This is a genomic window from Actinopolyspora mzabensis (assembly GCF_900101095.1).
In the GTDB taxonomy this organism is placed as follows: Bacteria; Actinomycetota; Actinomycetes; order Mycobacteriales; family Pseudonocardiaceae; genus Actinopolyspora; species Actinopolyspora mzabensis.
The window spans coordinates 107217-119935 of the sequence record NZ_FNFM01000009.1; the positions used below are offsets into that span (position 1 = coordinate 107217).

Here is a 12719-nt window from a genome sequence, read left to right on the forward strand (position 1 = left end):
AACGTTTGCTTCTCTGCAGCAGTTGTCGTGGACAGACTGGTGGCGTGCTGTTCCGGAGATTTCTCGACGAAGACGGTTCCAATCCCCGACTCACCACGGGCGGGCTTGCCACCGGTCGTGCCCACGAGGTGCGTACCGCGGTCTACCTGCTGGTCGTGCTAACCGCGGGGGCCTATCTGCCCAGCCCGTTGTATCCCGACTACCAGCAGGCCTTCGGATTCGGTGATCTCACGATGACGTCGGTCTACGCCACTTTCGCACTCGTCAGCGCGCCAGCCCTGCTGCTGTTCGGTCCGGCTTCGGACGCGCTGGGCCCCCGAACGGTACTGCGCGCGGGCGTGCTGGCCGCCGCGCTCGGTTCGTGCTGCTTCGCGCTCGCCTCCGGCCCGGCCTGGCTGCTGGTGGGGCGCGCCGCCCAGGGAACAGCACTGGGAGCCGTGACCGGGGCTACCAGCGCACTGCTCGTCGAACGGGCCGCGAACAGGGACAGGTTACGCGCGTCCACATTGGCCAGCATGGGCTTCGTGGCGGGTACCGCGGCCGGGCCGCTCGCCGCCGGAGTGCTGGCCCAGTACGCACCCGCGCCCCGGCTCTCGCCCTATCTGGTGCACCTGCTGCTGCTGGCTGGCGGCTGGTATCTGGTATCGGCACTGCCCGCCGTCAACTCCCGGGCGCGTCGCTGGCGCCCGACCCGCCCGCGGATACCGGCGGGGATACGCGCCTCGTTCACCACGGCCGCCGCCTCCGGCTTCCTCGCCTGGACCGGTGCGGGGCTCTTCCTGGCGGTCGTGCCGGTCGTGCTCGGTCGCCGGGCGGGGATCGAGAACCCGGCGATCACGGGTGCGTTGCTCTGCGCCGTGCTCACCTGCTCGGTGCTGATCCAACCGCTGGTGACCCGCCTCGGCCCTCGCCTGGCGCAGCTGCTCGGGCACGGCGCGTTGCTCGGGGGACTCGTGCTGCTGGCGTTGACCGGCGGTGGCTCGCTGTCGGTGACCGCGATCGCGGCGGTGGCGACCGGAGTCGGACACGGGCTCACCTACAGCGGCGCCGGGGCCACCATCGACGCGGTCGCTCCCGAACGGCAGCGCGCGGCGGTCACCTCCGCGCTCTACATCGCCTTCTACGCCGGGGCCGGGCTGCCGGCGGTGGCGGTGGGGCTGCTGACCCGTTGGCACGACATGGCCACGGCCGTGTCCTGGCTGGGTGCCCTCGCCGCTTCGCTCGTGCCGCTCGTCGTGGCGGCGCTGCTGCTGTCCGATCGTCACCGGCGGGTATCGCGCACCGGGTTCCAGGGGCGAGGCCCCGCCACGTACCAGCCGTTCCGCGAGTCCCGGCGTTTCGGTCGACGCAACGTTTCCGAACGCCGGGATCGGCCCGAACCGGCCGCCCCCGACCCCAGCCGCTCGGCATCCGAGTCCGGCCGCTCGGGGAGTGAGCTCAGCCGCTCGGGATGAACCATCGTGCACAGGCCCGCGCCTCCCGGCCGTACCGCGTGCGAGCGGGATCAGCCGCGGGCCTGGCGAATCCCTCGCAGCAGTCCAGAGATACGTTCGGTGGCCTCGGCCTGATCGCCTTCCGACAGCCCAGAACCCATCCCGACCGCGACCGCCCCGTTCGCTATCCAGTCGGGAGCCCGATCCACCGAGACGCCGCCGGTGGGAACCAGCGGGGCCTGCGGCAACGCCGCGAGCACGTCCCGCATGCTCTCCGGGGTCCACCTGCTGGCGGGGAAAAGCTTGATCGCATCGGCCCCCGACTCCAGCGCCCGCACCAGCTCGCTCGGAGTGTCGACCCCGGGCAGCACCGCCGCACCGTAGCGGTGGCCGGTGGAGATCACCTCCTCGTGCAGCGACGGTGCGACCAGGAATCGCGCCCCGGCGTCGACGGCGAGCCGTGCGGAGGTGGCGTCCAGCACTGTTCCCGCCCCCAACAGCGCGTTCGGGTACTCGTCGCGAAGCTCACGCAGCACCGTCGTGGCCCCCGGCGTGGTGAGCGAGACCTCCAGCACCTCCAGCCCCGCGTGCAGGCAGGCCGCGGCGCGTTGCCGTGCCGATTGCGAGTCGGTGGCCCGGACGATCCCCACCACCCCGTGCTCGGCGATGGTGCTTGCTATCTGCCAGCGGTACATTCCTCTTCTCCCTACGAACATTGCGCCGGGTCGGTTTCCGTGGGTGGTTTCGTGGCGGAACCTCTCGCACGGCTCCCGCCACGGGTGCCCCGACATCGGGTAGTCACACACCACGTCGGGGCCGTCCTCGCGAGAGCCGCGCGGCAGAACCCGCTGCGGTGTGAGCTGCGAGGGTAGTGGGAGCTCGGTCCGGTGGCGAAGCGACGCGGCGACTTCGCGAGAAATCGAGGCGCACCGGGCCGGGTCGACTCCGCACCGCGCGCTCGAACGGCGTCAGCGCGCGGTTACCTGCTCCTCGCCCACGGCCAGATCCCGCAGCCGCGAGTCGGGGAGGCCGTCCATGTCACCGGGGATCTGCACCACGCTGCCCGCCACGGTGGCCGCTTCGGATAGCGCCCCGGGCACCGGGATTCCCCGCAGGTGTGCGGACAGGAATCCCGCGTTGAACGCGTCACCGGCGCCCACCGGATCCACCGCGGGCACCTCCGCCGCCCGCTGGAACCACTCCCGCTCACCGTCGGTGGCCCAGGCCCCGCGCGAGCCCAGTTTGAGCACCACCAGCCGGGCACCCCGTTCGAGCAGCCATCCGGCGGTGGCACGTTCGCCGCTGCACCCGCTGATCTCCTCGGCCTCGTCCAGCCCGGCCAGTACCAGGTCGGCGTGCTCGGTGAGTGGGCGCAGCAGCTCGACCCACCGCTCGATCCCGGCGAGTTTGCGTCGGATGTTGGGATCCAGACTCACCGGAACCCCGGCATCCCGCGCCGCCCTTACCGCCCGTTCGGTGGCCGCTCTCGCGTCCTCGGACAGCGCGGCGGTGATACCGGTCAGGTGCAGCAGACCGGCCCCACCGATCCACTCCTCGTCCACGTCCCCCTCGCGCAGCGCGCTTCCGGCGGAGCCGCTCCGGTAGTAGCAGACCTCGATGGGGCGGTGCGCGTGCGCGTCGCGTACCAGCAGGCCGGTGGGCAGCGACTCGTCCACCACCGCCCGTGAGACGTCGACTCCTTCGCCTCGCAGGGTGCGCAGCGCGGAACGGCCGAACGGATCGTCGCCGACCCGCCCGAACCACCCCACGCGGTGGCCCAGCCGCGCCAGCCCCACCGCCGTGTTCGACTCCGCACCGGCGATCGAACGCCGGAACCCTGTCGCGTGCTCCAGCGGTTGCCCCTGCTGCGCCAGCAGCAGCCCCATCGTCTCACCGAAGGTGATCACCTCGGGGGTCAAGCGTCCTCCTCGGTCCGGAACGGGTGCACGCGGTTGCCCCGGACATCGGGATCGAAGCGGAACAACGCGCCCGCGTGTGGGTCCTCCCGGTTCTCGATGCCCTGCCGGGAGGTGGTGATGTAGAGGGTGTCCAGGTCGGCTCCGCCGAACGCGCAGGCGGTCACCTGGGGAGTGGGCAGTTCGACCCTGGTGAGCAGTTCGCCCGCCGGGTTGTAGCGATGCACCGCCCCGCCCTGCCAGAGCGCGACCCACAGGCAGCCGGCGGCGTCCAGCGTCAATCCGTCCGGGGCACCGAGCTCGTTCGGAATCCGAACCACGGGGCGTCTGTCGTGCAGCTCGCCGGTATCCCGCGTGACGTCGAACCGGTCGATGCGCCTGGTCGGGGTGTCCACGTAGTACGCCGTTCCACCGTCGGGAGTCCACACCAGACCGTTGGAGATGGTCACCCCGTCCAGCACCCGTTCGGTACTCAGGTCGCGGTGCAGTCGCCATAACGCCCCCTGTCCGGGGGATTCGTCGTAGGCCATCGACCCCGCGTAGAACCGGCCGAGGGCGTCGCACCCCCCGTCGTTCATGCGCACCGAGGGGTCGCTCCACAACTCGGGCAGTGACTCCGGTGTCTCGTTGCCGGGCCGCAGCAGGGCGAATCCCCGCTCCAGCGCCAGCACCAGACCGCCGCCCGCCACCGGTCGTGCCACGGCGGCGACGGTTCCGACCTTGGTGCGGGCCACGGTGCCGCCCGGCACCATGCTCAGCAGGTCACCCGCGAGCATGTCCACCCAGTGCAGCTGCCCGGTGTCCTCGTCCCAGACCGGACCCTCGCCGTGCTCGGCGCAGTTCTCGGTCGCCTGTTCGGCCCGGTGTACGGCAACGTTCGAATCGCTGTGCAAGCCGAAGCATCCTTTCGTGCCGGGGTCTGCCGAGCCGGACAGTGCTGTCCGGTTCGGACACTGCCGCTGTTTCCGCTCAGAATTCCTGATCCCGCCGCTCGTTCGCGGTGTCACCCGTCGGTGCCGTGTTGAACACGGCCCGCAGGTCCCGCTCGGTGGTTCGCAGATGCCTCCGCATCGCCTCGGCCGCCCCGCCGGGATCGTGTTGCCGGACGCGGTCGAGCACCTCGCGGTGCTGTTCGGCGGCGTCGGTGTGCGCCCCGCCCAGCTTCCGGTGGCCCCGGTAGCTGGCGATCATGCTGTCGCGCAGGCTGCCCGCCAGCGCCTCGATGAGCAGCGCCAGCATCCGGTTGCCCGAGGCGCGCGCCAGCAGTTCGTGGAACCGCAGGTCGGCATCGTGGTACTCGGCGGCGTCCTCGGCCCGCTCCATGGCCCGGATCGCCAGTTCCATCGCGGAGACGTCGCTCGAGCCGGCGTTGTTGGCGGCGAGCGTGCTGGTCTGTACTTCCAGGCCGTGCCTGACTTCGAGTAGCTCGAAGGCCGAACCGGGGTTCCAGCGCAACAGGATGTTGAAGAAGTCCCCGATCTGGTCCCCGCTGGGTGCGGTGACGCGGGGACGTCTTCCCTTGCGGATCTCCACCAGGCCCCGTGCCTGCAGCGACCGGATCGCCTCGCGCACGGTCAGCCTGCTGACACCCAGCCGGGTCGCCAGCTCGGACTCGGAGGGAAGCAGCTCGCCCACCCCGAACCGTTCGAAGATCAGTTCTTCGAGTTCGGTCGCGGCGTCCCGATTCGCCGGGCGCTCCGGTTCGTCGGTCTCGCTCATCCGTGTCCTCGGTCGCTCGTTGCGCGGCATCCGCCGAGTATCCCCGGCGTCTGGATCGAGAACCTATCAGATACGTTCTTGCCTCGATAGGCGTCATCCGTGTCGGATGATCCGACGAATACCCAGCTCATGCCAATCACGTAGACCGATGATCGGGTCGTGATTGCTCCGGATGTGGTGTTGACGTGGAGTAACCTGTCATACAGGATTTCTCGCTCGGTGCTCGTCCGGAAGAGGGATGAGCACTCCGGCAAGCGTGAAACCTCGGACTCCCACGAGCGAAACCAGACAGGCGAAACCAGACAGGCGAAACGGAGTGGACATGCGAATCACGGGACTGGAGACCTTCCCGGTGCCACCTCGCTGGCTGTTTCTCAGGATCTCCACCGACGAGGGACTCGTCGGCTGGGGCGAACCGGTGGTCGAGGGGCGTGCCCACACCGTCGCGGCGGCCGTCGACGAGCTGTCCGAGCTGCTGGTGGGACGCGACCCGCTGGCCATCGAGGATCACTGGCAGGTGATGACCAAGGGCGGTTTCTACCGGGGTGGTCCGGTGCTCTCCAGCGCCGTGGCCGGTATCGACCAGGCGCTCTGGGACATCGCGGGCAAGAGCTACGGCGTTCCCGTCCACCGGTTGCTCGGCGGTCCGGTGCGCGAGCGGGTCCGGGTCTACCAGTGGATCGGTGGTGACGAGCCCTCGGACGTGGCCGAGGCAGCCGCGGAGCAGGTCGAGGCCGGTTTCACCGCCGTGAAGATGAACGGCAGCGGCAGGCTGCGCCACATCGACACGCCCGCCGAGCTGGACGCGGTGGTCAGCCGGGTCGCCGCGGTGCGCGAGGTGCTCGGCGACGCGCGTGACGTGGCGGTGGACTTCCACGGCCGGTTCTCCACCGCGATGAGCCGTCGGGTGCTGCCCCGGTTGGAGCCGTTGTCCCCGCTGTTCGTCGAGGAGCCGGTGTTACCCGAGAACACCGCCAAGGTCCGCGAGGTCGTCACCTCCACTTCCATTCCCATCGCGCTGGGGGAGCGGTTGTTCTCCCGCTGGGACTTCCGCGATGTGCTGACCTCCGGCATCGCGGTCGCGCAGCCCGACCTGTCGCACGCGGGCGGGATCTCGGAGGTGCGCCGCATCGCGGCGATGGCCGAGGCGCACGACGTGACGCTGGCACCGCACTGTCCACTCGGACCGCTCGCGCTGGCGGCCAGTCTGCAGGTCGCCTTCGCGACCCCGAACTTCCTGATCCAGGAGCAGAGCCGGGGGATCCACTACAACGTGGACTCGGACCTGCTGGACTACCTGGTGGATCCCAGCCCGTTCCGGTTCGACGAGGGGCACGTCGCCGCGCCGCAGGCCCCCGGCCTGGGCGTCGAGATCGACGAGGCGAAGGTGCGCGAGGCCGCCGAGCGTGGTCACCGCTGGCGTTCGCCGGTCTGGCGGGACTCGGACGGCGCTTTCGCCGAGTGGTGAGCCGGGTCGTCGGTGGCGGTTCGCTCCTCGGCCGCGAGGATGCACACCGTCATCGGCCGTCGTGGCCGGAGAAGCGAAAAGCCCGCCCGGCGGTACCGAGCGGGACTTCACGGCAGCGGTTCAGCCGTCGAGACGGCCGCTTTTGATCGCGTCGACGAAGGCGGTGAAGCGATGCGGGGAGACCGCGAGGACGGGGCTGTCGGTGCCGAGTTTGCTGTCCCGGAGGAGAGCGGTCCCCGGTAGGTTCTGGGCGACCTCGACGCAGTTACCGCCACTGTTCGATCGTGACGACTTTCGCCACGTCGCACGCGAGAGATCCACTGTGCCAGCCTCCTAGGTCTGTGCCGTGTGCGCCTCCCGAATGCTACGTATCAGCTCCAGGGAGACCGGGGCTGGTAGGGCTGTGGATCGAAGTTCGTCGCCGACGTACTTCAGAGCTTCCACATCGTTGGGGTCATCCACGGTGTGCCCTCCCAACGGAGTGTCGAGGAATCCGACAGCTTCGTTGTTGTCGAACGAGAGCAACGCGAACGAGCCGGAAGGGCTGGCGTGTGCTCCGGCGTTGTAGGGGAGCACTTGAACAATTACGTTCGGAAGTTCACACCAGCGCATCACTTGGTCCAATTGCCCTGTCATGAGGGCGGGGCCGCCGACTTCGCGACGTAGAGCTGCTTCGCTGATGACGGCTCGGAGGCGGAGTGGATTCGGTTCAGTAAGCCGTTTCTGACGTTCCGCTCTGGCCTGTACCCGTCGCGAGATATCCACGGGGTTCGTCGTGTACCTACCCGCGCGGTGCACCTCGTAAGCGTATGCCTCGGTTTGAAGTAGACCGGGGATCAAGTCGAGTTCGAAGTTGACAGCCTCGGTAGCGAAGCTCTCGAAGTCCACGAACGGCTCGAACCAACTCGGTACGCGGTAACTCTCCCACCAGCCACGCTGTTCGGCTTGCTGGCGGGTCTCGTCCAACTGTCTGCGAACGTCTTGATCTGCTTCGTAGAGATCGAGCAAGCTCATGAGCTCGTGACGTTTGATCTTGGAGCGTCCCGCTTCGATATGTCGGATCTTCGAGTCCGAACACCCGAGAGCGCTGCTTGCGTCCGCCACGTCGAACTCCGCCGACTGGCGGAGTTTCGTAAGCCATGAGCCGAGCTGCCGACGCCTCGCGGATGACATGTCCAACAGCGTAGTTATGACAAGCTGCTGGAGATCATCGCCCATTCAGATGAATGCATTGATGACACTATCAACGATATATTCTGACATTGTCATGATGTTGTCGTATGGATAGCAGAGTCAGGATCGATACAGCAGTGATTGAGTCAGAACCCGGCACTACAAGTGCTCTGCCGTTGGGCCGTGAAGCTCGGCCGTGCGGTTGTACTCGTGCGTTCTTCGAGTCGATCAGCGAGTTCGTCGCTTTGTGAACCACTCGTCCGGTAGCGACCACCGGACGAGTAGCCCTTCCCGCGTACAGCCGGCAAGCATCACGCGGGGGTGGCTCCGTCAGCCGTTTACTACTGATGTGGAGCGTTGTTGATGCTATCGCTTGTGGTGGGGCGTGTGTCTGCGCGTCTGGAACCTTCGCACCTCGGCTGCCTGGTGGGGGTGGTGTGAGGTGGGTGCGTTGTTTCCGCGCAGCCTGGTGTTTGTGGTGCTGGCGGCGACGGAGGCCGATCACCGGTGTGGCCAGGCACCTCGGTTGCACGCGATCGGGCATCATCCGGGTGAGTACACGGCGGCGTGGGTGCTGTCGCTGTGTCAGGTTTATCTGGGGTTGGGTGAGATCACGCCGCTCGGCGAGCCGGAGGCCGATTCGGAGCTGTGTTCGCAGTGTTGTTCCATGATCGCGTGGTCGGGTCTGCGGGGGGCGGGTGGTGCGCCATGCCGTCGCTGGCTGAGCCGCCCGTGCCGCCGCCTCGGTTCGTCACCGGCACCGGTTCGGGCGAGATTCATGCCACCGCCCCGTACAAACACGCCGAGTCCGCCCGTGCGGGTCGGGGGATGGTGGCGTGTTTCTGCGGGCAGGCGATTGAGCTGGCCCCGCACCCGCCGGAGCGCATTCTGGGCGGGTGGCACCACTACTGCCCGGTGTGTTTGCAGTACGTGATCGGCGGCAGCGAGGCCCACCCGCCCAGCCCGCGGCACCGTTACGAGCCGTGGCTGTGCGAGTTGGCCCACCTCGACACCGACAACCCCACCGAGAAAACCCCCGCCAGCCCGTGTCCAGCAGGGACCGGGCACCATGATCTCCCAGCCGTGGCCTGACCGTCCCTTTCGGACCCGGGCGTGTGCCGTGAAAACCCCCGACACCTCCGGCACGCGCCCGCCCGGCCCCGCACACCGCCGTGCGGGACCACCAACACCCCACCGTCGATTTCTCGAGAAATCGCGGCGGCGCCGTCAATTTCTCGCGAAATGTGCACCGCCCAGCAGTGCACACCCCTAGACCGGTGCCGCGCCGGAGTTCTCCCCTCCTGGGACAACACAGTCCCGTCCGGCGCGGCACCACCCCGGCCGGGAGCAGGGGCCGCTCCCACCCCGCACCGGCCGGGACTCACCCCACCCGGAACTTCCGCGACGTCCCGGTGAAGGCCGTGATCGCCCCGGTTACGGCCTTGGCGGCGCCGTGGTGCACCACGCGGTACTCGCCCTCGGCGGCGTCCGGTGGGATCGTCCAGCTGACGGTCACGGTTGAGGCCGTTACCCCGCGACGTGCCCAGTGGAACCGGGTCGACCAGTCACCGTCGTCGGCCACGGTCACCCAGCCGTCGGCTGAGCGGCGCTGCACCAGCAGGTAGCTGCCGTCGCGGTGCAGGTCGTTGTTGGGGTGTGCCGAGGCGAACACCACCCGCGCCGTCCCACCGCGCCGGTAGTGCTCCTGTGGCTGTTCCAGCACCTCGCCGAACTCCCGGCCCACGGGTGGGGAGTCGAACACCACGCCCGGCTGCAGCCGAACCCTGCCCCCTTCGGGGTTGCCCGCGGGGGACGGTCCCGGTTCGCTGTCCCGGTCGGCGGCCATGTCGGCCGCGAGCCTGGCGAACTCCTGCTGGTAGGCGGGCAGCGACCACCTTCCGAACATGGTGTGGCCGCCCTCGTAGGCCTGCTGGTCGTACTCCTCGGGAGTGGTCAGGTATCCGGCGTAGTCGTTGGCGTAGCCCGCCACCACGACGTCGGTCGACTCCACACCGAGTTCGGCGGCCACTGTGCGGCGCAGCCGCAGCCCGCCGACGATGCTGACCTCCTGCGGAATCCCGACCAGGTACAGCGTGCCGATCCGCACCAGCTGGATCGGCAGTATCCGCGGTACCCAGCCCATCGACCCCACCGGCAACAGGATCTCTTTGGGTGCCTGCCGGTCCCGCAGCCGCGGCGACGCCCGGTACAGTGCACGGCTGATCGTGCCGAAGAACGGGTTGTTGCCCGTCCCCTCCTCGAAGAAGGACGGCCCCGGCCCGTCCTCGGCCCCGGCCGCGAACGAGGCACCCAGCGCCGCAGCGCAGGTCCGGTGCGAACTTCCGTCGCCGGTGAACTCCTGCCCGACCACCGTGTCCGACATGTCGACGTAGGACGTTCGGTGGTCGATGCCGCCCTCCACTGCGGTGTTGGCCTCCCGCAGCAGCCGCGCCGCCGCGGTGTACTGCCGATCGCCGATGATCCGGGTGTTGGCGAACTCGTCGTCCGTGGGGCCGGTGCCGGGGCGCAGTTCCAGGTTCGGCGACATGTCGGCGGCGTTGGACTGCGCGAACGCGGCGACGAACCCGGGGTCGCCCGCGCGGTAGTCCACCCCCGTGATCTCGCGTTCCCACCGGTAGGCGGCGTACCCCTTGTTGTCGCCGCTGATGAGCGTGTTGTCCGGGCTGAGGCTGGTGGCGTGGGTGGCGAACCAGTTGATCGCGCCCACGGCCCTCCCGCCGCGTTCGAAACGCAGCAGCACCGTGGCCGGGTCCGTGGCGTCGGGGAAGTGGCTCCGGTCCGCCGCCGGATTGCGTTCGAACGCCGCGCGGGAGCGGTTCACGCTGGCGTTGGTCAGCTCGCCGCGTGCGACGCGGAGGTTGCCGGGAGCCAGGTCGGCGTCGGCGCGTTCGATCGATTCGGTGATGCCCGCTACCAGCGCTTCGAAGGTGCCGGGCTGGAATCCCAGCGTGGTGACGTTGTAGAGGGTGTGGCAGGAGAAGCCACCCGGTCCGGCGTGGGTGTGGGTGGCCGTCAGCAGCACGTTGTGCTCGCCGTAACGCGTGCCGTGCGCGTGTGCCAGGCGTTCGAGTACGGCGCGGCGCACGGCTCCGAAGATCATCCCCGCGTCCACCGTCACCACCGCCACCCTTCGTTCGGGTGCGATTCGTTCGGCGAAGACGAAGGCGCGGGCGCGTTGCCGTTGGTGGATTCCGGTGGTGCGCTGTTCCAGCCGGGCGTAGCCCATCATGCCGTTCTCGGCGGGTTGGCCGGTCACGTCGCCGATGCCGCGACCGAGCAGGTAACGCTCCCGCTCGGACTCGCTCGCCGCGGCGGTGCGCCCCGCGGCGGCTGCCGTCAGCAGCGCGCCCAGTCCGCCCCGCAGTACCGGGCGTCTGCCTAGCGTGTTTCCGCCGTCCATTGCCCACCTCCGCGCGGGTGATGACGGACATCACGGTAGTGCCGCGATCACCAGGAAGTGAATATTTCTCGCTTAATGTCCCTCAAAGGGAGGACGCTAAGAAAATCTTTCTCTATATTTGGAGTTCAAGCGGAAAATATTGCCCATTACTCGTGATTTGGGGTATGAATTCCGCAAGGCGAGGTAGTCACGGCCCACAGGAGGCTGCACATGACCGCACAGCGACTCGCACCGGTCGAGCACGACGCCGCTCCGGAGGCTCTCGCTCCGAACGTCGTGGAGGAACTCCGCTCGCGGGTGACAGGTGATCTGCTCGACGTGGTCGTCGATCTCGACTCCGGTGAGGGATGCCGCGTGAGCGACCTGCGGGACGGCACCCGGTATCTCGACATGACGATGTACTTCAGCTCCGCGCCGCTCGGCCACGGTCACCCCGGTCTGCGTACCCCCGAGTTCGAGGCGGCCCTGGTGCGGGCGGGCAGGGTCAAACCGGCCAACCCGGACTTCGCCACGATGGAGCAGGCCCGGTTCGTCGAGACCCTGCGGCGCGTGTTCGGAGATCCCGAGCTGCCGTGGCTGTTCTTCATCGAGGGTGGCGGGCCGGCGGTGGAGAACGCCCTCAAGGTGGCCTTCGACTGGAAGACCAAGCACAACGCGCGGCGCGGCGTGCCGATGCGCGGCTCTCGCGCGATGCACCTGCGGTGGGCTTTCCACGGGCGGACCGGTTACACGATGTCGCTGACCAACACCGACCCCAGGAAGGTACGCGACTACCCCGCCTTCGACTGGCCCAGGATCCCGAGCCCCGCGGTGGAACCGGGGCCGCGGTGGGACACGGCCGAGCTGCTGCCCGCCGAGCGGGAGGCGCTGGACGCGGCGGAGGCCGCGCTGACCCGCTACGGCAACGAGATCGCCTGCTTCGTCTACGAGCCCATCCAGGGTGAGGGCGGCGACCGGCATCTGCGTCCGGCCTTCCTGCGCGAGATGCAGCGGCTCTGCCAGGAGCACCACGTGCTCACCGTGGCTGACGAAGTGCAGAGCGGCGGAGGCATCACCGGCCACCCCTGGGCGCACCAGGCACTGGGCCTCGAACCCGATCTGGTCGCCTTCGGCAAGCGGCTGCAGGTGTGCGGCGTCATGGGCGGTAGGCGAGTGGACGACATCGAGGACAACGCCTTCCGCGAGCCCAGCAGGATCAGCTCGACCTGGGGCGGTTCCCTGGTGGACATGGTGCGAGCCACCAGGATCCTCGAAGTGATCGAGTCGGAGAACCTGCTGGACCACGCGTCGCGGATGGGAGAGCTACTGCTGTCCGAACTGCGTGAACTGGCCGCGGAATACCCGAACCTGGTCACCGCTCCCCGAGGCCGTGGTCTGATGGCCGCGCTGGACTTCCCGGACGGCACACTGCGGGACCGGGCGGCAGCCCTGGCCAGACAGCGCCACCACACCGTCTTCCTGCCCTCCGGGCCGCGTTCGTTGCGGTGGCGGCCCGCGCTGTCGGTGCGCCCGGACGAGCTCACCGACGCCGTGGCGGCGCTGCGTGCGACCCTGCGGGAGCTTTCCGCGGAGTGAGCGGCCACCGCGGC

General features: G+C 68.9%; 11 protein-coding genes. 4 read left to right on the top strand and 7 right to left on the bottom strand.

Translation table 11 applies throughout. The features are described from left to right. Nucleotides 1–44 precede the first annotated feature (44 nt). Nucleotides 45–1454 carry an MFS transporter gene (locus BLR41_RS15965; protein ID WP_245694313.1) on the top strand — a complete coding sequence of 470 codons (1410 nt, stop codon included), beginning with the start codon at nt 45–47 and terminating at the stop codon, nt 1452–1454. A 50-nt stretch (nt 1455–1504) separates the two neighbouring features. Here BLR41_RS15965 and BLR41_RS15970 read toward each other — a convergent pair whose 3' ends face one another. From BLR41_RS15970 to BLR41_RS15985, 4 genes are all read right to left on the bottom strand, one after another. After that, nucleotides 1505–2128, bottom strand: coding sequence for a bifunctional 4-hydroxy-2-oxoglutarate aldolase/2-dehydro-3-deoxy-phosphogluconate aldolase (locus tag BLR41_RS15970; RefSeq protein WP_092629397.1), 624 nt, complete (start codon nt 2126–2128; stop codon nt 1505–1507). A gap of 273 nt (nt 2129–2401) precedes the next feature. Further along, nucleotides 2402–3352, bottom strand: a complete 951-nt coding sequence (locus BLR41_RS15975; protein ID WP_092629398.1) for a sugar kinase — start codon at nt 3350–3352, stop codon at nt 2402–2404. Further along, nucleotides 3349–4242 carry an SMP-30/gluconolactonase/LRE family protein gene (locus BLR41_RS15980; RefSeq protein WP_092629400.1) on the bottom strand — a complete coding sequence of 298 codons (894 nt, stop codon included), beginning with the start codon at nt 4240–4242 and terminating at the stop codon, nt 3349–3351. The genes BLR41_RS15975 and BLR41_RS15980 overlap by 4 nt, the downstream gene beginning before the upstream one ends. Nucleotides 4243–4318: 76 nt before the next feature. Next, nucleotides 4319–5068: a FadR/GntR family transcriptional regulator gene (locus tag BLR41_RS15985; protein ID WP_092629401.1), complete on the bottom strand. Its 750-nt coding sequence runs from the start codon at nt 5066–5068 to the stop codon at nt 4319–4321. A gap of 322 nt (nt 5069–5390) precedes the next feature. Here BLR41_RS15985 and dgoD point away from each other — a divergent pair, with 322 nt between their 5' ends. Continuing rightward, a complete protein-coding gene (gene dgoD, locus BLR41_RS15990) occupies nt 5391–6536 on the top strand; it encodes a galactonate dehydratase (RefSeq protein WP_092629613.1) in 1146 nt (381 codons plus the stop codon). A 120-nt stretch (nt 6537–6656) separates the two neighbouring features. On the opposite strand, the gene BLR41_RS15995 is transcribed toward dgoD, so the two are convergent. Next, the gene (locus tag BLR41_RS15995) at nt 6657–6857 is read right to left on the bottom strand and encodes a DUF397 domain-containing protein (RefSeq protein WP_092629403.1); all 201 of its coding nucleotides are present in this window, start codon (nt 6855–6857) and stop codon (nt 6657–6659) included. Between the two features lie 12 nt (nt 6858–6869). After that, nucleotides 6870–7754 carry a helix-turn-helix domain-containing protein gene (locus BLR41_RS16000; RefSeq protein WP_092629404.1) on the bottom strand — a complete coding sequence of 295 codons (885 nt, stop codon included), beginning with the start codon at nt 7752–7754 and terminating at the stop codon, nt 6870–6872. A 663-nt stretch (nt 7755–8417) separates the two neighbouring features. On the opposite strand from BLR41_RS16000, the gene BLR41_RS16010 reads away from it, so the two are divergent. Beyond that, complete coding sequence (locus tag BLR41_RS16010) at nt 8418–8801, top strand: hypothetical protein (RefSeq protein ID WP_176798012.1); 384 nt, start codon at nt 8418–8420, stop codon at nt 8799–8801. A 289-nt stretch (nt 8802–9090) separates the two neighbouring features. Here the strand turns inward: BLR41_RS16010 and BLR41_RS16015 are convergent, their stop codons facing one another. After that, on the bottom strand, nt 9091–11130 hold the full coding sequence (locus BLR41_RS16015; protein ID WP_092629405.1) for a neutral/alkaline ceramidase: 2040 nt from the start codon (nt 11128–11130) through the stop codon (nt 9091–9093). A gap of 210 nt (nt 11131–11340) precedes the next feature. On the opposite strand from BLR41_RS16015, the gene lat reads away from it, so the two are divergent. Next, nucleotides 11341–12705 carry an L-lysine 6-transaminase gene (gene lat / locus BLR41_RS16020; protein ID WP_092629407.1) on the top strand — a complete coding sequence of 455 codons (1365 nt, stop codon included), beginning with the start codon at nt 11341–11343 and terminating at the stop codon, nt 12703–12705. Nucleotides 12706–12719 lie beyond the last annotated feature (14 nt).

Coding starts and splice junctions, on each gene's coding strand:
- BLR41_RS15970 (WP_092629397.1), bottom strand. CDS start 2,128: ATGTACCGCTGGCAGATAGCAAGCACCATCGCCGAGCACGGGGTGGTG.
- BLR41_RS15985 (WP_092629401.1), bottom strand. CDS start 5,068: ATGAGCGAGACCGACGAACCGGAGCGCCCGGCGAATCGGGACGCCGCG.
- lat (WP_092629407.1), top strand. CDS start 11,341: ATGACCGCACAGCGACTCGCACCGGTCGAGCACGACGCCGCTCCGGAG.
- BLR41_RS16010 (WP_176798012.1), top strand. CDS start 8,418: ATGCCGTCGCTGGCTGAGCCGCCCGTGCCGCCGCCTCGGTTCGTCACC.
- BLR41_RS16000 (WP_092629404.1), bottom strand. CDS start 7,754: ATGGGCGATGATCTCCAGCAGCTTGTCATAACTACGCTGTTGGACATG.
- BLR41_RS16015 (WP_092629405.1), bottom strand. CDS start 11,130: ATGGACGGCGGAAACACGCTAGGCAGACGCCCGGTACTGCGGGGCGGA.
- dgoD (WP_092629613.1), top strand. CDS start 5,391: ATGCGAATCACGGGACTGGAGACCTTCCCGGTGCCACCTCGCTGGCTG.